We start from the raw sequence: 17,611 nt of genomic DNA on the forward strand, positions 1-17,611 counted from the left end.
TGATGTTTGCGCTGCGGTGAGGCCGAGGTGAGTCGGTCACTGCGGGGCGCGAAGCATGTAACCACTATACCTAGGGGTTCGACCCGGGCGCTACCCCTAGACCTGGTAGGGCGTGTCGCCAGAGACACAGTCGCGACCGGCAGGCTGTGGACCGCACTGTGGACAACTCGACCGGCTCTCATGGCTCCACCGTCCGTGTGTCGGGATGCCCATCGGGGCTCTTTCGTCAAGTCTGCCCGGCACCCCTGACATTCCGTGGCGATCACCGCCCGGCACCCTCGCGAGGCGTCGCGCGGGCACGAGGAAGGGGCTGTCCACCGCCTGTGGACGACCGTCGTCCACGAGCGGTGGACAGCCCCTCTCATCGGGGTGTCCCCCGGTCCACGAGAGACCGGGTGAAGAGCGTCACAGGCGCCGTCGGTGCCTGACGTGCCTGACGCGTGCCTGACGCGTGCGACCGACGAGCAGACCTCAGTACCGGATGTCGCCCGTCGCCGGCAGCACCCCGGTGGTCGCGAGGGAGCGGTACCAGAACGCGGAGTCCTTCCAGGTGCGCACCTGGGTGTCGTAGTCGACCCGGATGATGCCGAAGCGGCGCTCGTAGCCGAAGGACCACTCGAAGTTGTCGAGCAAGGACCAGGCGAAGTACCCCCGGACGTCCGCGCCGGCGTCGATCGCGGCACCGACCGCGTCGATGTGGTCGTGCAGGTAGGACACCCGGTCGACGTCGTGCACCCGGTCGTCGGCGGAGACCTCGTCGGGGAAGGCCGCGCCGTTCTCGGTGACCATGAGCGCCTGACCGGGGTACGTCGCGTGCAGCGCGAGGAGCTGCTCGGTCATGCCTGAGGGGTCGATGTTCCAGCCCATCGCCGTGTACGGGCCCGGTACGGCCACCCCTTCGACGTCGAGCACCCCGACGAGGACCGACGCGGCGACCTCTCCCTCGGGCACCCGGCCGGCGCCCTCGACGAAGCGGACCTTGCCCGTGGAGTAGTAGTTGATGCCGAGGACGTCCATCGGCACCCGGCACAGCTCGCCGTCGCCGGGCTGGATGAACGACCAGTCGGTCACGTGGGCGAGGTCGGCCAGCAGGTCGGCCGGGTAGGCACCCTCGAGCAGCGGGCCGAGGAAGATCCGGTTGCCCACGGCGTCGGCCCGGCGCACGGCCTCGCGGTCGAGCGCGGAGGCAGGGTCGGCGGGACGGTTGACGTGCAGGTTCAGGGTGATCGAGATGTTTGCGTCCTCCCCGAGCACCTCCCGGATCGCGCGACCGGCCAGGCCGTGCCCGAGGTTGAGGTGGTGCGCCGCGGTGAGGGCCTCGACCGGGTCGGTGCGTCCGGGGGCGTGCTCGCCGTTGGCGTAGCCGAGGTAGGCCGCGCACCACGGCTCGTTGATCGTGGTCCAGACGTCGATCCGGTCGCCCAGCTCGAGGGCCATCCGCCGGGCGTAGGCGGCGAAGGCGTAGGCGGTCGCGCGGTTGGTCCAGCCGCCCTCGTCCTCGAGCTCCTGCGGGAGGTCCCAGTGGTAGAGCGTCACCACGGGCTTGATGCCCGCGGCGAGCAGCGCGTCGACCAGGGTCGAGTAGAAGGCGATGCCCTCGGCGTTGAACTCCCCCGACCCGCCCGGCTGCACCCGGGGCCAGGAGATCGAGAACCGGTAGGCGTCCAGGCCCAGGTCCGCGATGTGCCCGACATCCTCGGCCCACCGGTGGTAGTGGTCGTCCGCCACGTCTCCGGTGTCGCCGTTGAGCGTCTTGCCGGGGGTGCGGGAGAACGTGTCCCAGATGGACGTGCCGCGTCCGCCCTCACCGACCGCGCCCTCGATCTGGTACGCGGCGGTCGCCGAGCCCCAGACGAAGTCCGCGGGGAACCGGCGCCCGGAACCGGGCACGGAGACGGGAACGGCGGACGGGACAGCTGCTTCAGGCACAGACACTCCTTGAGGACATGACCCCGCGCGGAACCGGGCGAGGACGAGAGACGAGGTCGAGACGAGGACGACGGGCGACGGGCGACGGACGAGCAGGGGCACGTGCGCCCGGCACAGACCGTCGAGCCTACCGACCCCCGGCCGGCTCCGCGGTCGACCCGCGGACACTCAGCCGGGCGGGCACGACGGGGTGGTCCAGCGGCGGGGACCCGGCGATCGCGTCGAGCACGGCCGTCCCGGCGAGCCGGCCGAGCAGGTGCACGTCCAGGCTCATCGTGGTGAGCGGGGGGAGGGTGAGCTGGCACAGGGCCGAGTCGTCCCAGCCCACGAGGGAGAGGTCGTCGGGGACCTTGATCCCCAGCTCGTGCGCGGCGTGCAGCCCGGCCACCGCCATCACGTCGTTGTCGTAGACGATGACGGTCGGCGGCTCGGGGGCGGTGAGCAGCGCCCGGGTGATCCGCGCGCCGGCCAGGTCGGAGTAGTCTCCCTCGACCGTCACCACGTGGGCGTCGCGGGCCGCGCAGGCCGCGTCCAGGGTCACCACCCGCGCCCGGGTGTGCAGGAACGCGGCCGGGCCCGTGACGTGGGCGATCGAGCGGTGCCCCAACCCCAGCAGGTAGTCGGCGACCACCTGCATGGCGGCGACGTCGTCCGCCCGGACCGAGGGCAGCGGAGGCGGACCGTCCCACGCGCCGACCGCCACCGCGGGCACGCCGAGCTCGGCGAGCAGCGCCGCCCGCTGGTCGTCGACGCGCACGTTGACGACCAGCACCGCGTCGACGATGCCCGACGCCGCCCAGCGCGCGTACATCGCGTCCTCGGCAGCCTCGTCGGCGACCACCGCGAGCAGGACCGAGAGGCCGTCCTCGCTGAGCACCTCCTCGGCGCCCGCGATGAACTCCATGAAGAAGGGCTCCACGCCGACGACGCGGCGGGAGGCGGTGCGCACCATCCCGACCGCGCCGGAGCCACGAGCACCTCCCCCGGCGCGGGCGATCATGACCGCAGGCAGCTGTTGACCGAGCGCAGGACCGTCTCCAGCGTCGCCGGGTCGCCCAGCTCGGCGACCCTCTCGTCCGAGACCGCCTCGGCCGTGGTCACCGTGAAGGTGTGGGTCTCCCCGGGCAGCACGGTGACGAGCATGTCGTCGACCACTCCGTCGGGCGCCACCCGGTCCGCGAGGACCGACAGGTCGAGGGCGAGGGACTGCGCCGTGACGGTGAAGGCCACGCCCCCCTCGACCCGGCGCACGTCCACGGTCACCGGGTCGAGGTCGAGGTCGAGGTCCTTGGGCTCGACGAAGCGGTGCACCGTGCGCACCCCGTCGATCTCGGCCACGAGGATCTCGCGGGTCGGGTCGCCGGCCGCGAGGATCTCGTCCGGGACGGTCAGGGTCGAGGCCGACCGTGGCGGGATCGACAGCGTGGCCTCCGCGCGGGCGAGCTCGGCGCCGGTCACGTCGATCCGGAGCAGCACGAGGTCACCCTGCCAGGTCTCGGCGTGGTCGTTGACCGCGACGATCGCGGTCTCGCCGCCCCGCGGCTGGACGGTGAGCAGGCGGTCGGCGTAGGCGTGGCGCAGGGCGTAGAAGAGCGGCTTGGGCCGCTCGTCGCCGTCGATCGCGGCCCACGACGTCACCGGCCAGCAGTCGTTGAGCTGCCAGACGATCGACCCGGCGGTGCGTGGCCACCAGGAGCGGTAGTGCTCGATCGCGTAGGACACGGCGTGCGCCTGGTTGAGCTGGGTGGTCCAGTGCCAGTCCTCGAAGGTCGCCGGCTCGGGCAGGTGCGGGGCGAGCCCGCGGTCGAGCTTGAGGTTGCCCTGGTCGGCCTTCTGGTGGAGCAGGAACTCCGGGGACTCCTTGGTCAGCGCCGCCTCGGGGATCGAGCGGGTGAGCGTGGTCCAGGCCGGGGGTCCCTGGAACCCGAACTCGGAGCAGAAGCGCGGGATGTCGTTGCGGTACCTCGTGTAGTCGACGCGGTTCCACACCTCCCACTCGTGGTGGGTGCCGTGGTCGGGGTCGTTGGGGTGGACCGTGGGGAGCGCGCCGGCAGTGATCTCCCCGGTGAAGCCGGGGCTGTACGGGCTGCCCTCGCAGTACGGCCGGGTCGGGTCGAGCTCGGCGACGATCGCCGGGAACATCTCCGTGTAGTAGGTGTATCCCCAGGTGCGTCCGTCGAGCTCGGCCTGCCACTTCCAGTCGAGGAAGCCCCAGAGGTTCTCGTTGCCGCCGTTCCACAGCACGAGCGAGGCGTGCGGGGTGAGCCGGGCGACGTTCTCGCGGGCCTCGGCCTCGAGCTCGCTCCGCAGCGGCTCCTCCTCCGCGTAGGCCGCGCAGGCGAGCAGGAAGTCCTGCCACACCATGATGCCGCGCTCGTCGCAGACGTCGTAGAAGTCCTCGGACTCGTAGATGCCCCCGCCCCAGATGCGGAGCAGGTTCATGTTCGCGTCGAGGGCCTGGTCCACCCGCCGGGCGAGCTTGTCCCGGGTGATCCGGGTGAGCAGGTGGTCGTCGGGGATCCAGTTGGCGCCCTTGACGAAGACGGCCTGGCCGTTGACCTTGAGGGTGAACGGGGTGCCGAGCTCGTCGGGGGTGGTGTCGAGCTCGACGGTGCGGAACCCGATCCGGCGCGTGTAGCTGTCGTAGGCGTCGCCGTCGGTCGTGCCCAGGCTGACGGTGAGGTCGAAGAGCGGGTGCTCGCCGTAGCCGGCCGGCCACCACAGCGGCGCCTGCGCGAACTCCAGGTGCACGACGGCGGTGCGCGCGTCGGGCGAGACCGCGACGGTCGCGACGTGGTCGCCCACCCCGTGGGCGGCGTCCAGCGCCGCGGTGAGGACGAGGTCGCCGTGGCGGTCGGTGGCGTGGGGGGACAGGTCGAGGTCGACATGGACGTCGACGTGCCCGGCGCCCTCGGCGTCGACCGTGACGAGCGGGCGCACCTGGGTCATCCGCGCCGTCGTCCAGCGCTCGAGGCGCACCGGCTTCCAGAGGCCTGCCGTCTGCAGGTCCGGTCCCCAGTCCCAGCCGAAGCTGCAGGCCATCTTGCGGACCATGTTGAAGGGGTGGTCGTAGGCGCGTGGGCGCAGCACGAGCGCGTCGGCGACCTCGTTCGCGTAGGCCAGCGCGGAGCGGAAGTCGACCGCGAGGTGGTTCTCGCCGTCGCGTGCCAGGGCTGCGACGTCGAAGCGGTAGCTGCGGTGCTGGTTCGCGGTCCGCCCGATCGTGGTCCCATTGAGGGTGATCGTGGCCACCGTGTCCAGGCCTTCGAAGACGAGGTCGAGGTGCTCCCCCGGCTGGGCGGCCGCAGCGGTGAAGGTGGTCTCGTAGCGCCAGTCGGTGTGGTGCATCCACGCCAGCGCGGTCTCGTTGAGGTCGAGGTACGGGTCGGGGATGAGTCCCGCGGTCAGCAGGTCGGTGTGGACGGTGCCCGGCACCTGGGCCTGGACGCCGCCGGCGAGCGGCTCGGCCAGCTCCGCCGGGACGGGGCCGCCGGTGGCTCGAAGGGTCCAGCCGGTGTGCAGCGTGTCGCTGATCATCCTTGATCACTCCTGGTTCGGGCCTCTGCCGAGCGGCAGCAACTGACGTGTCGAATCGATTTGATCCGGCACCTGGGACGATTCTTAAGCAAGACAACTAACAAAGTCAAGGGAGAGTGCTGAGAGCGGTCCGTCCATCGTGGCGAGCCTAGTCGCCGCCACCGGAGCGGGCCCGCCGGGCGGGCGCGAGGCGTCCCGGCGGGGGCGGCACCCTGCCGACCGGCGCGCGGCGGGTCGGCAGGGCACCCCGGTGGGGTCTACTTGGTGGCCCCGGAGGTGAAGCCGTTGTAGATGAAGCGCTGCAGCAGCAGGAACACGATGAGCGTCGGGATGATGACGATGACCACCCCCGCCGAGATCACCTCCCACTGGGCCCCGAAGGGCCCTTTGAAGCGGAACAACGACGTCGAGATCACACCGAGGTCCTTGTCCTTCATGTACAGGAACGGGATGTAGAACTCGTTGTAGATCCCGATGCCCTTGATGATGACGACGGTCGCGATCGCCGGCTTGAGCAGCGGCAGGATGATCCGTCGGTAGATCGTCAGGTGGTTGGCGCCGTCGAGCACGGCAGCCTCGTCGAGCTCGCGCGGGATGGAGCGCATGAACTGGATGAAGATGTAGATCGAGATGATGTCCGTGCCCAGGAACAGGGCGATCGCCGCTCCCCGGGTGTTGTACAGACCCAGGTTGTTGATCACCTGGAAGGTGGCGACCTGGGTGGTCACCCCCGGGACGAGGGTGGCCAGCAGGAACGCCGCGACCACCGTCTTCTTCAGCCGGAAGTCGAACCGGTCGATCGCGTACGCCGCCATCGTGCCGATGAGGATCGTCCCGGTCACCGAGATCACCAGCAGGATCGTGGTGTTGACGAAGCCCTGGACCATCTTGCCCTTGGTGAAGGCCGTGACGTAGTTGTCGAAGTTCATCCAGTTCGCGGGGGCGTCGAAGGGTCCCGTGGTGAGGAACTCCTGGTGGCCCTTGAGCGAGGCGACGACGATCACCAGGACCGGCACGATCGTCACCAGGGAGGCCACGACGAGGGAGACGTACTTCGACGTCGTGGCAGTCTTTGCGACCAGGGCACTCATGTGAGGTTCACCTTCTCGTCCGGGACGATGGTTCGTTGGAGCCAGGTCAGCACCAGCACGATCACGAGCAGCACCACGGCCATCGCCGAGGCCAGGCCCACCTTGGAGAACTGGAAGGCCATGTCCACGGTCTTGATGACGAAGGTCATCGACCCGTTGGCGCCGCCGGTCATGATGAACGGGATCTCGAAGACCGCGAGGCTGCCCGAGATCGCGAGGATGAAGGACAGGCCGATGATCGGCTTGATGCTCGGGGCGATGATGTAGCGGAACTGGTGCCAGCGGTTGGCGCCGTCGAGCTCGGCCGCCTCGTAGATCTGGCCCGGGATGGACTGGATGGCACCGAGGAACAGCACGAAGTTCAGGCCCATGTAGCGCCAGACCGACGCCCCGGCGAGGGAGAAGTTCACCACGTCCGGGTTGCCGGTCCACTGCTGGATCAGGCCGTCCGCGTTGAGCAGGGTCAGGATCGTGTCGAGGGTTCCGTCGGCCTTGAAGAAGTACGTGAAGATCAGGCCGATCGCGACGCCGTTGATGAGGTACGGGAAGAACAGGATGCCCTTGAACAGGCTCCGGAACTTCGTGCTGAAGCTGAGGATGGTGGCGAAGTACAGGGCCAGGACCATCTGGACGACGGACCCGCCGAGGTAGTACGCGCTGACGAAGAACACCTTGAACAGCTCGGGCCGGGTGAACACCGCGACGTAGTTGTCGACCCCGACGAACTCCTTCGTCTTGTCCAGCCCGTCCCAGCTCGTCAGGGAGTACCAGAACATGTTCCCCACCGGGATGTAGGTGAAGAGCACGAGCAGCAGGACGGGGACGGCGAGGAAGAGGTACGGGGTACCGGCCCAGCCCCATGTGCCGCGGCGGCGGCGAGCGCGTACGGACACGGGCGGGGACGGGCGCCGCGTCGCCGGGACCGGTGCGGGGCGCGTCGTCGGGACCGGTGCGTGACCGGCGGCCACCGGCCGCGGGCCCTTGGATGTATCAGTCATGCGAGTCTCCCACTGAGGTTGTGCCACGGCTGCGAGAAGGGTCCCGGGCGTCCTGCGCGGCGGCTGCGGGCCGCCGCGCAGGACGTCGGTCGCTCTCGTCAGCCGATCGAGGCTCGAGCAGCTGCCCAACGGGAGTTGAGGTCGTCGAAGATCTGCTCCTTGGTCTCGTCCGTCGCACCACGCGCGGAGTCGACGAGGCGCTGGCGGTACTCCGGGGCGAACAGACCGATCTCGGCCGCGTTGTCGATGTCGGTGAGCAGCGACTCCTCACCCGGCACGCCGGGGTTCTGGGCCACGTACTCCACGCCGAGGGCCTCGAAGTCGACGAGCGTGGACGGGGTGGGGCCGTCCTTGAGCGGGGAGAGCCCACCCTGCGCCTCGGTGAAGCCGGACTCGGTGTTGAACCAGTCGATCCAGGCCCGCGCGGCGGCCTTGTGCTCGGAGTTGATGTTGATCGCCTGGTTGTAGTCCCCGCCGACCGTGGCGTAGAACTGCCCGTCCTTCTGGTGCGGGAAGGGCATGTAGCCGATGATCGCGGGGTCCTGGCCGGCGTCGGTCGCGGCCTGCTGCATCTGGGAGATGGCCCAGGAGCCGAGCGCCATGGCGGAGATGTCGCCGTTGGCGAGCATCGCCTTGGACTCCTCCCAGCTGGTCGACGTCGGGTCGTCCTCGGTGTAGCCCTGGTTGACGGAGTCCCAGAGCAGAGAGTCGATGATGAAGTGGTCGGACCCGGCGGCCCACGGCTCGTCGGAGACGGTCATCTGGTTCTGGTACTCGGGGTCGGCAGCGATCGAGCCTCGGTGGCTCTCCCACTGGGTGAGCGGCCAGCCGTCCTTGTAGTTCGTGTACAGCGGGATCGAGCCGGTCGCCTTGACCAGGGCGAGGTCGGCGAGGAACTCCTCCGGGGTGGTCGGGACCTCGGTGATGCCGGCCTCCTCCCAGACGGTCTTGTTGTAGACGATGCCCTGGGTGTTGCCGACCACCGGGATGCCGTAGGCGACACCCTCGAAGGTCTTGTCCCGCAGGAAGCGGTAGGTCTTCTCGAGCTCGTCGATCGCGCCGAGCGGCTCGAAGAAGTCCGGCAGCTGGGCGGGGGTCACGGTGTTGGGGATGCCGAGCACGTCGCCGTACTCCTTGGTGTTCATCCGGGTCCGGACCTCGCCCTCGTAGTCCGTGATGCCCTCGAACTCGACGGTGACGTCGGGGTAGGCCTTCTCGAAGGCCGCCTTGTACTCGTCGAAGGTGCCGTCCTCGACGAGGTCGGTGCGCCAGGTGAGGACGGTGATGTCACCGGAGATGGCATTGGGGTCGGTGGAGTCGTCGGTCTCACCGCTGGACGAGCAGGCTGCGGTGAGTCCGATGAGGGAGGCGATCGCGGTGGCCGCGACGATGCGCGAGCGTCGAGCGTGAGGGAACATCTGTGATCCTCTCTGGATCCGGTACGTCTGCGTGCCGGAAGGGTGTGGCCCAGGGGGGCCAACGGGCGTCATCGCCCCGTGGGAACATTCTTAAACAGATGAACAAAGTAAGTCAAGGGTCGTGAGCCGGCGAGTACTCCCGACATACGGGTCGAGATCCAGGCACTGAACGACACTCGCGGCCACCGTGCGCCCCCGGCCTTGCCCCAATCTTCGGCACGTGAATAAAGTGGGGGGGTACCCGCGGCCTTCGCCGTGGGCCCAGTTCACCCCGCCTGAGAGCACCTGCCCGCACCTGCGCGGCGGCCTCAGGCAGCGACGAGAGGCGGTCCAGGTGGCCCGAGCACCCCAGGCCCGCCCCCACGGACCGAGCGCGTCCACCGTCCTCGACGCCATCCGTGACGCCGGCACCATCTCCCGGGTGGGACTGACCCGGGCCACCGGCCTCACCGGGGCCACGGTCTCCACCGTCGTCCGCAAGCTGCTCGACGACGAGCTGGTCGTGGAGATCGGTCGCGCCGAGTCCACCGGCGGCAAGCCACGCGTGCTGCTCGAGCTCAACCAGTCCGCGCGGTTCGCGGTCGGGGCCCACCTCGACCACTCCGGCATCACCTACGCGGTCACCAACCTCGCCGGCGCCCCGGTCGCCCGGATGTCACGGCCCGGCCCCGGAGACGCACCCCCCGCCGTCGTGCTCGCCCGGATGGCCCACGAGATCGACCTGCTCATCACCGGGATCGGCATCGACCGGTCCAAGGTGCTCGGCCTCGGCCTCGCCACCCCGGGCCCGCTCACCTCCGCCCAGGCGATGCACCGCACGCCGCCGTTCATGCGGCCGTGGCTGGACTACCCGCTCGCGGCCGAGCTCGAGACCCTCACCGGGCTCCCGGTGCTGCTCGAGAACGACGCGACCGCCTCGGCGATCGGTGAGTACTGGTCCGGGGGAACCGACTCCGAGCGCACCTTCGCGGCCCTGTACATGGGTACCGGGATCGGCGCCGGGATCGTCCTGGACGGCAACGCCTACCATGGCGCCAGCGGGAACGCGGGCGAGATCGGGCACATGTGCCTGGAACTGGACGGCCCGACGTGCTGGTGCGGCATGCACGGCTGCGCCGAGGTCCTCGCCGGGCCGGCCGCCGTCGTGGCGGCCGCTCGCGCGGACGCCCAGGTGCGCCACGCGGCGGGGCTGGACGCGCTCGGGCCGGGGGCATCGATCGCCTCGGAGTTCGCCGCCGTGGCCAGGGCCTCCCGCAGCGGCGTCGTCGGCGCCCGCGAGATCCTCGAGCAGTCAGCCCGGTACGTGGCCGTGGCTGCGCACGCGATCACCAACCTGCTCGACGTCCGCATGCTCGTGCTCACCGGATCCGGCTTCGCAGCCGCCAGCCACATCTACGTCCCGGTCATCCGGGACCTGCTCGCCTCCGCCGCCTTCGCCCGGTCGAGCCATCCCGTCGACGTCCGGCTGTCCCGGGCGGCCGAGACGGCGGGGGCGATCGGCGGGGCGGCGATGATCCTCCAGTCCGAGCTCGTCCCGCAGCGCCGGGAGGCCCAACCGCCCGGGACGGACGCATCCTTCGCCCAGGTCAACGAGCTGAGCTCGCTCGCCCACCCCGAACCGGCGACGACGCCGGTCCGCACCGCCACCCACTAGTCTCACCCACCAGGGAGAGGAACCCCATGCCGTTCTACGACCTCGACGCCGAGGCCTTGCGCAGCTACCAGCCTGCCGTCCACGAGCCCCACGACTTCGACGCCTTCTGGGAGAGGACCCTCGCCCAGGCACGGACCGCGGCCGTGGAGATCTCGATCGAGCCGGTCGACGTCGGCCTCGACCTCGTCGAGACCTTCGACGTGACCTTCGCCGGGTTCGGTGGCCACCCGATCAAGGCCTGGCTCGTGCTCCCCCGCGGCGGGCACGACCTTCCCGGTGTGGTCAGCTACGTCGGCTACGGCGGTGGGCGCGGCATCGCGGCCGAGCACCTCGGCTGGGCCGCAGCCGGATTCGCCCACCTCGTCATGGACACCCGTGGGCAGGGCAGCGGCTGGGGCACCGGAGGCGACACCCCCGACCCGGTCGGCAGCACACCGGCCGGCTCCGGGTTCATGACCCGCGGCGTGCTCGACCCCGAGGACTACTTCTACCGCAGGGTGATCACCGACGCCGTGCGCGCGGTCGACCTCATGCGCTCCCTGCCCCGGGTGGACCCGACCCGGGTCGCGGTCTCCGGCGGAAGCCAGGGCGGAGGGCTCGCCCTCGCGGTGGCCGGCCTGGTCCCCGGCCTGCTCGGCGCGGCGATCGACGTCCCGTTCCTGTGCCACCTGCGCCGCGCGGTCGAGATCACCGGGACCGATCCCTACGCGGAGGTCGCCCGGTACCTCGCGGTCCACCGCAGCCACGTCGAGCAGGTGTTCACGACCTTGTCCTACATCGACGGCGTGAACTTCGCCCGCCGAGCCAGCGCCCCGGCGATGTTCTCGGTCGCCCTCATGGACCCGATCTGCCCGCCCTCGACCGTGTTCGCCGCACACAACGTCTACGGCAGCACCTCCTCCACAGCCGGGCCGGTCACCATCGACGTCTACCCCTTCAACGAGCACGAAGGCGGCCAGGGCCACCAGCTCGTCAAGCAGCTGCACTGGCTGCGAGCGCTCGCCGGCCTCACCGGACCCGACGCCGTCGGATCCGTGCCCGCGTCCACGACCGTCGGAGCCCTCTCATGACCCTCACCTCCCCGGGCTGGCTCGCCAGCCCCACTCACCGACGCTGGCTGGACGAGCACTCCCGCGACCTGCTCGCCTTCGGCGAGGGCTTCCCCTCCCCGGCCGGCGGCGCCGGCTGGCTCGCCGACGACGGGACGCTCGACGCCACCCAGCCGGTCTTCACGTGGATCACCTGCCGGATGGCCCACGTCTACGGTCTCGGGTCGCTGCTCGGCGTCCCCGGCTCCGCCCCTCGCGCCCAGGCGGCGCTGGACGCCCTTCGCGGGCGCCTGCACGACGACGAGTCCGGCGGCTGGTACTCCTCGATCGACGCCGACGGGGTTCCCGACGCCACGAAGAGCGCCTACGCCCACGCCTTCGTCGTGCTGGCTGCCAGCACCGGGGTCGCGGCCGGCCTGGACGGGGCGGACGCACTGCTCGCGGACGCCCTCGCGGTGCTCGACGAACGATTCTTCGACCCGGCGTCCGGCCTGCACCGCGACGAGTGGAACGCGGACTGGACCGTGCTGGACCCCTACCGCGGGGTCAACGCGAACATGCACGCGGTCGAGGCGCTGCTGGCGGCCGCGGACGTGACCGGTGACGCGCGCTGGCGCGAGCGCGCGCTCGGCGTCGCCCAGCACGTCGTCTGCGAGTGGGCACCGGCGCACTCCTGGCGCATCCCGGAGCACTTCGACGAGGAGTGGACACCCCTGCTGCTGCTCAACGAGGACTCCCCCGACGACCCGTTCAAGCCGTTCGGTGCGACGGTCGGTCACGGCATCGAGTGGTCGCGGCTGCTGCTGCACCTGCGCGCCGGCCTCGGTGCCCACGCCCCGGACTGGCTGCTCACCGGGGCCCGTGAGCTCTACGCCCGGGCGATCGCCGACGGCTGGCGGGAGTCCACCCCGGGGGCCTGGGGCTTCGTCTACACGACCGACTGGGACGGGGAGCCGGTGGTCGCCACCCGGATGCACTGGGTCGCGGCCGAGGCGATCGGTGCGGCGGCGGCTCTGCTGCTGGCCACCGGGGAGGAGCAGTACGCGGCCGACTACCAGCGGTGGTGGGACCACGCGGCGCAGGCCTTCCTCGATCCCGAGCACGGGTCCTGGCACCACGAGCTCGACGCGACCAACACGCCGTCGCGCGCGGTGTGGCCCGGCAAGCCGGACCTCTACCACGCCTTCCAGGCCACGCTCATCCCCCGTGCCCCGCTGTCCCCGAGCCTGTCGGTCGCCCTCCGCAACAACCTCCTCCCCTGAGCCACCGGCCCCACCCCGCCCCACCCCGCCCCACGATCCGCTGAGTGCGGCGAAACGGCTGCCTGATGTCCGGTGTGGGCAGCCATCTCCCCGCACTCAGCGGAGGTGGGTGGGGGTGGGGGTCAGGTGTGCGGTCAGGGGCGGGTGATCGGGACCTCGAGGGTGGTGGTGCCGGAGGCCGCCGGGTGGACGACGTCGCCGATCTGGACGTTCCAGCTCGTGGCCGGTGCAGCGTCGTCGGCCGTGCGGGTGACGTGCACGACGCCGTCGGTGCAGGTCACCGCGAAGCTCACGCCGCGGGCGGCGGGGTCGGCCGGGTCGGGGACCCGCACGAGGGAGGAGTGCCCCTCGCCGACCTGGAAGAGGCGCAGGGTCACGCCGTCGGCCCAGTCGTAGTCGGGACGGTCGGTGCGCGCACCGACCGGCAGCACCGTGCCGGGACGCACGAGCAGCGGCAGCGAGTCGAAGCCGTGCCGGGCCTCGAACCACCGCGGACCGGTGAACGTCTCCCCGCTGAGCAGATGGGTCCAGGTGCCCTCGGGCACGTAGAACGACACGTCACCGACCGCGGTGAAGACCGGCGCGACGAGGAGGGAGTCCCCGAGCATGTACTGGGTGTCCACCGTGGCGGCCGCCTTGTCCGCGGGGAACTCGAGCATCATCGGGCGCATGACCGGCGTGCCCTCAGCGTGCGCGTCCTCCCCGAGCCGCCCCAGGTACGGCATGAGCGACATCTTGAGCTTGGTGAACGCCCGGGTGATCTCGACTGCCTCGTCGTCGAAGGCCCACGGCACCCGGTAGGAGTCCGAGCCGTGCAGCCGGCTGTGCGAGGACAGCAGGCCGAACGCGGCCCACCGCTTGAAGACGGCCGGGTCGGGGGTGCCCTCGAAGCCGCCGATGTCGTGGCTCCAGTAGCCGAAGCCGGACAGCGCCAGGGACAGTCCCCCGCGCAGCGACTCCGCCATCGAGACGAAGGTCGACTCGCAGTCCCCGCCCCAGTGCACCGGGAACTGCTGGCCGCCGGCCGTGGCCGAGCGGGCGAACAGGACCGCCTCGCCCTCCCCGCGCTCGTCGCGCAGCAGGTCGAATACCGCCTTGTTGTACAGGTGCGTGTAGTAGTTGTGCATCCGCTCCGGGTCGGAGCCGTCGTGCCAGACGACGTCGGTGGGGATCCGCTCCCCGAAGTCCGTCTTGAAGCAGTCGACCCCCATGTCCATGAGCGCCTTGAGCTTGCTCTGGTACCACGCAGTCGCCGCCGGGTTGGTGAAGTCCACCAGCGCCATCCCGGCCTGCCACATGTCCCACTGCCACACGTCCCCGGCCGGGGTGAGCACGAGGTAGCCGAGGTCGCGTCCCTCGGCGAAGAGGTAGGACCGCTGGGCGATGTAGGGGTTGATCCACGCGGAGATCCTCAGCTCCTTCGCGTGCAGGCGCGCGAGCATGCCCTCGGGGTCGGGGAAGGTCGCCGGGTCCCAGACGAAGTCGCACCAGTGGAACTGGCGCATCCAGAAGCAGTCGAAGTGGAAGACGCTCAGCGGGATGTCCCGCTCGGCCATCCCGTCGATGAAGCCGGTCACGGTCGCCTCGTCGTAGTCGGTCGTGAACGACGTCGACAGCCACAGCCCGTAGGACCACGCCGGCACCCGTGCCGGGCGGCCGGTGAGGGCGGTGAACTTGGTGAGGATCTCCTTGGGCGTGGGCCCGTAGATGACGTAGTACTGCAGGTGCTGGCCCTCGACCGAGAACTGGGTCCGGGACACCACCTCCGTGCCGACCTCGAAGGAGACCCGCTCGGGGTGGGCGACGAACACCCCGTAGCCGGCGTCGGAGAGGTAGAACGGGATGTTCTTGTACGCCTGGTCGCTCGCGGTGCCGCCGTCCTCGTTCCAGATGTCGATCGACTGACCGTTCTTGACGAAGGCACCGAACCGCTCACCGAGACCGTAGATGTGCTCGCCCACGCCCAGGGCCAGCTGCTCGTAGACGAACTCCGTCCCGTCGTCGCGGGAGACCACACCCACGCTGCGCGGGGTCGAGGAGGTCAGCAGCGTGTCGCCGGCGAGGAAGTCGACCCCCCAGGCGCCCTCCGTGCGGACCTTGGCGGTGAGCCCGCCGGAGGTGATCGCCGCGTGCGGATCGCTGCCGGGGGCCGCCACGGCCTTGGCGTCACCGGTGCGGCGGTGGATCTCGAAGGCGGGCCCGTGGTCCACCCCACCCAGGAAGTGCTCGATCCGCACCCCGACGACGTCGTCCATGGGCGCGTCGAAGGTGATCGTGATCTGGGGCCGGTTGAGGGTGTCGCCCCGGGTGGTGATCGGGGCGGTCGGGGCGTAGACCGTGAGCTGCGGGCCGTCACCGGCTGCGCCGTCGTCGACGACGACGTCGTCCACGGACTGCGGGCGCAGGATCGAGATGCCCGGGAGTACCTGCCAATAACCGTCGGTGAACTTCATGCGGGCCTCTCGGTGAGGGCTAGGGCGTCCCCGGCCGGCACCATGACGGCGCCGGTGTGGACGAGCTGGGTGAGCAGATCTGTGGAGGTGGCGGCGCCGAGGGCGACCGTCACGGGTGAGTCGGTGTGGTTGAGGAGGAAGGTGATCGGTCCCCGCCGCACGACCTCGACGCCGATCGGCGCCGCGGTGACGGGGGTCCCGAGCGCGCTGGGGATGGACCGTTCGCGGAGCATGCGGGTGATCAGGGTGTCGGTCGCGGTGTCGGGCAGGAGGGTCCCCACGTACCAGGTCTGCCCGCCCCCGTAGGTGTGCCCGACGACGGCGGGCAGCCCGGCCAGGTCGGCCGGGGCTCCCGCGGCGAAGCGGGCCAGCGCGTGCCCGCCGTCGAGGCGGAGCCGTTCGGCGAAGTCGCGCGCCCGGGCAGAGACCGGTGCCGCCCCGTCCCCCAGGTCGATCTCGAGCTCCGCGCCGGTGGCGGGCAACGGCACCCACTCCTCCCCCGAGGTGCCCAGCACGTCGCAGAGCTGGACCGGGAACCGGCCCGGGCGCACGTGGGCGTCCTGCGTCGCGACGGCGCTGAACGGGCCGAGGGCGAGGGCGCCCCCGGCAGCGACGTAGCCGCGCAGGTTGGCAGCGTCGTCGTCGGTGAGCAGGTAGAGGTTGGGGGCGAGCACGAGGTCGTAGCCGGAGAGGTCCTCGCCCGGGCGGGCCAGGTCCACGGCCACGCCGCGGTCCCAGAGCGGACGGTGCCAGGCCTGCAGCTGGGCGAGCACCGAGAGCCGGTCGGTGGGGCGGGCGTCCTCCTCCGCGGCCCACCAGCTCGACCAGTCGAAGAGCAGCGCGACCCGCGCCTCGCTGCGCTGCCCGACGACGCCCGCGAGCGCGCGCAGGTCCCCGCCCAACCCGACCACGCCGCGGTGCACCGCGGTGTCCGCCCCGGCGTGGGGCAGCATCGCGGAGTGGAAGCGCTCGGCCCCGGCCCGGGAGGCCCGCCACTGGAAGAAGCAGACGGCGTCCGCGCCGTGCGCGACCGCCTGCAGGGACTCCAGGCGCATGCGCCGGGGGGACTTGGGGACGTTGTGCGCCCGCCAGTTGACCGCGCTGGCGGCCTGCTCCATGAGCATCCACGGCGCTCCCCCGCCCAGGGACCGCATGAGGTCCTGGGTCAGGGCCGCGGTGGACGCGGCGTGGGGGTCCTCGGGGTCGGGGTAGGCGTCGTCGGCCACGACGTCGAGGTCACCGGCCCAGGACCAGTAGTCGACGAGCGGGAAGAAGCCCATGAAGTTCGTGGTCACCGGCCGGACCGGGTCGATCTCGCGGATGATGTCCCGCTGCTCACGGAACAGGGTGAGCAGGGCGTCGGAGGTGAACCGTGCGAAGTCCAGCTTCTCGGTGGGGTTGATCAGGTACGGGGCGCGGCGCGGGGGGATCACCTCGTCCCAGGTGTCGTACCGCTGGCTCCAGAAGGTCGTCCCCCATGCCTCGTTGAGTCCGTCCACGGTCTGGTAGCGGGTGCGCAGCCAGTCCTGGAAGGCGCGGGCGGAGTCCTCGGAGCGGCAGACCTGGCCGAACTCGTTGCCCACGTGCCACATCCGCACGGCCGGGTGCGTCGCGTACCGGGCCACCAGGTCGCGGGTGATGTCCCGGGCGAAGGCGCGGTACACGGGCGAGGAGGGGCTGAACTGGTTGCGGGAGCCGTAGGACAGCCGCACGCCGTCGGCGTCGACGGGCAGGGTCTCGGGGAAGCGGTGCCCCATCCAGGGCGGAGGAGAGGCGGTCGGGGTCGCGAGGTCGACGGCGATCCCGTGGGCGTGGGCGAGGTCGAGCACCTCGTCGAGCCAGCCGAAGGTGCGCTCCCCCGGGCTCGGCTCGAGCTGGGCCCAGCTGAAGACACCGACCGTGACGAGGTTGACGCCGGCCGCCTGCATGAGTGCCATGTCCTCGAGCCAGGTCTCCCGCGGCCACTGCTCGGGGTTGTAGTCCCCGCCGTAGAGGACCCCGAGGTCGCCGGTGAGGTCGCCGAGCCCGCGCGGTGCACCGTGCGGAGGACTGTGCTGCGCTCCGTGCGCGCCGGGCAGCGGCTCGGGGCCACCAGGAACCGTCTGGTCGATCATGGGAACGTGCACCTGCGCCCTCTGTCGTCTCGATGTACCGAATCTGCGTGCTTCATCTGTCGTCGAAGCGCTTCAACAGCGTATGCCGGGCCCCCGGGAGTGTCCA

11 protein-coding genes are annotated in these 17,611 nt (G+C 70.8%); 3 read left to right on the forward strand and 8 right to left on the reverse strand.

The window, feature by feature from the left end; translation table 11 throughout:
- Nucleotides 1-471 precede the first annotated feature (471 nt).
- From ACWA15_RS13535 to ACWA15_RS13560, 6 genes are all read right to left on the reverse strand, one after another.
- Complete coding sequence (locus ACWA15_RS13535; RefSeq protein WP_464055867.1) at nucleotides 472-1,929, reverse strand: GH1 family beta-glucosidase; 1,458 nt, start codon at nucleotides 1,927-1,929, stop codon at nucleotides 472-474.
- A 127-nt stretch (nucleotides 1,930-2,056) separates the two neighbouring features.
- The gene (locus tag ACWA15_RS13540; RefSeq protein ID WP_464055868.1) at nucleotides 2,057-2,929 is read right to left on the reverse strand and encodes a LacI family DNA-binding transcriptional regulator; all 873 of its coding nucleotides are present in this window, start codon (nucleotides 2,927-2,929) and stop codon (nucleotides 2,057-2,059) included.
- On the reverse strand, nucleotides 2,926-5,466 hold the full coding sequence (locus ACWA15_RS13545; RefSeq protein WP_464055869.1) for a glycoside hydrolase family 2 protein: 2,541 nt from the start codon (nucleotides 5,464-5,466) through the stop codon (nucleotides 2,926-2,928). The genes ACWA15_RS13540 and ACWA15_RS13545 overlap by 4 nt, the downstream gene beginning before the upstream one ends.
- 257 nt (nucleotides 5,467-5,723) lie before the next feature.
- Complete coding sequence (locus ACWA15_RS13550) at nucleotides 5,724-6,557, reverse strand: carbohydrate ABC transporter permease (protein ID WP_464055871.1); 834 nt, start codon at nucleotides 6,555-6,557, stop codon at nucleotides 5,724-5,726.
- Entirely contained in the window at nucleotides 6,554-7,555 is a 1,002-nt protein-coding gene (locus ACWA15_RS13555) for a carbohydrate ABC transporter permease (protein ID WP_464055873.1), read from the reverse strand. The genes ACWA15_RS13550 and ACWA15_RS13555 overlap by 4 nt, the downstream gene beginning before the upstream one ends.
- Before the next feature lie 98 nt (nucleotides 7,556-7,653).
- Nucleotides 7,654-8,973: an ABC transporter substrate-binding protein gene (locus tag ACWA15_RS13560; protein ID WP_464055874.1), complete on the reverse strand. Its 1,320-nt coding sequence runs from the start codon at nucleotides 8,971-8,973 to the stop codon at nucleotides 7,654-7,656.
- Between the two features lie 334 nt (nucleotides 8,974-9,307).
- Here ACWA15_RS13560 and ACWA15_RS13565 point away from each other — a divergent pair, with 334 nt between their 5' ends.
- From ACWA15_RS13565 to ACWA15_RS13575, 3 genes are read left to right on the forward strand one after another with little or no spacing between them, the layout of a single operon-like run.
- Nucleotides 9,308-10,627 (forward strand): ROK family transcriptional regulator, encoded by a 1,320-nt coding sequence (locus tag ACWA15_RS13565; RefSeq protein WP_464055876.1) that lies wholly within the window; start codon nucleotides 9,308-9,310, stop codon nucleotides 10,625-10,627.
- Between the two features lie 26 nt (nucleotides 10,628-10,653).
- A complete protein-coding gene (locus ACWA15_RS13570; protein ID WP_464055877.1) occupies nucleotides 10,654-11,697 on the forward strand; it encodes an acetylxylan esterase in 1,044 nt (347 codons plus the stop codon).
- Complete coding sequence (locus ACWA15_RS13575) at nucleotides 11,694-12,938, forward strand: AGE family epimerase/isomerase (RefSeq protein WP_464055878.1); 1,245 nt, start codon at nucleotides 11,694-11,696, stop codon at nucleotides 12,936-12,938. The genes ACWA15_RS13570 and ACWA15_RS13575 overlap by 4 nt, the downstream gene beginning before the upstream one ends.
- Nucleotides 12,939-13,072: 134 nt before the next feature.
- Here the strand turns inward: ACWA15_RS13575 and yicI are convergent, their stop codons facing one another.
- Both yicI and ACWA15_RS13585 read right to left on the reverse strand, forming a co-directional pair.
- Complete coding sequence (gene yicI, locus ACWA15_RS13580) at nucleotides 13,073-15,391, reverse strand: alpha-xylosidase (protein WP_464055879.1); 2,319 nt, start codon at nucleotides 15,389-15,391, stop codon at nucleotides 13,073-13,075.
- Nucleotides 15,388-17,505 carry a beta-galactosidase gene (locus ACWA15_RS13585; RefSeq protein WP_464055880.1) on the reverse strand — a complete coding sequence of 706 codons (2,118 nt, stop codon included), beginning with the start codon at nucleotides 17,503-17,505 and terminating at the stop codon, nucleotides 15,388-15,390. Before ACWA15_RS13585 ends, yicI begins: the two co-directional genes overlap by 4 nt.
- Between the last annotated feature and the right edge of the window lie 106 nt (nucleotides 17,506-17,611).

The sequence above is a fragment of the Sanguibacter sp. TS_SC_8 genome, assembly GCF_055361235.1.

Excerpts from the sequence above, each read along its gene's own strand:
- ACWA15_RS13555 (WP_464055873.1), bottom strand. The coding sequence starts at position 7,555 with ATGACTGATACATCCAAGGGCCCGCGGCCGGTGGCCGCCGGTCACGCA.
- ACWA15_RS13540 (WP_464055868.1), bottom strand. The coding sequence starts at position 2,929 with ATGATCGCCCGCGCCGGGGGAGGTGCTCGTGGCTCCGGCGCGGTCGGG.
- ACWA15_RS13550 (WP_464055871.1), bottom strand. The coding sequence starts at position 6,557 with ATGAGTGCCCTGGTCGCAAAGACTGCCACGACGTCGAAGTACGTCTCC.
- yicI (WP_464055879.1), bottom strand. The coding sequence starts at position 15,391 with ATGAAGTTCACCGACGGTTATTGGCAGGTACTCCCGGGCATCTCGATC.
- ACWA15_RS13545 (WP_464055869.1), bottom strand. The coding sequence starts at position 5,466 with ATGATCAGCGACACGCTGCACACCGGCTGGACCCTTCGAGCCACCGGC.
- ACWA15_RS13585 (WP_464055880.1), bottom strand. The coding sequence starts at position 17,505 with ATGATCGACCAGACGGTTCCTGGTGGCCCCGAGCCGCTGCCCGGCGCG.
- ACWA15_RS13560 (WP_464055874.1), bottom strand. The coding sequence starts at position 8,973 with ATGTTCCCTCACGCTCGACGCTCGCGCATCGTCGCGGCCACCGCGATC.
- ACWA15_RS13570 (WP_464055877.1), top strand. The coding sequence starts at position 10,654 with ATGCCGTTCTACGACCTCGACGCCGAGGCCTTGCGCAGCTACCAGCCT.
- ACWA15_RS13575 (WP_464055878.1), top strand. The coding sequence starts at position 11,694 with ATGACCCTCACCTCCCCGGGCTGGCTCGCCAGCCCCACTCACCGACGC.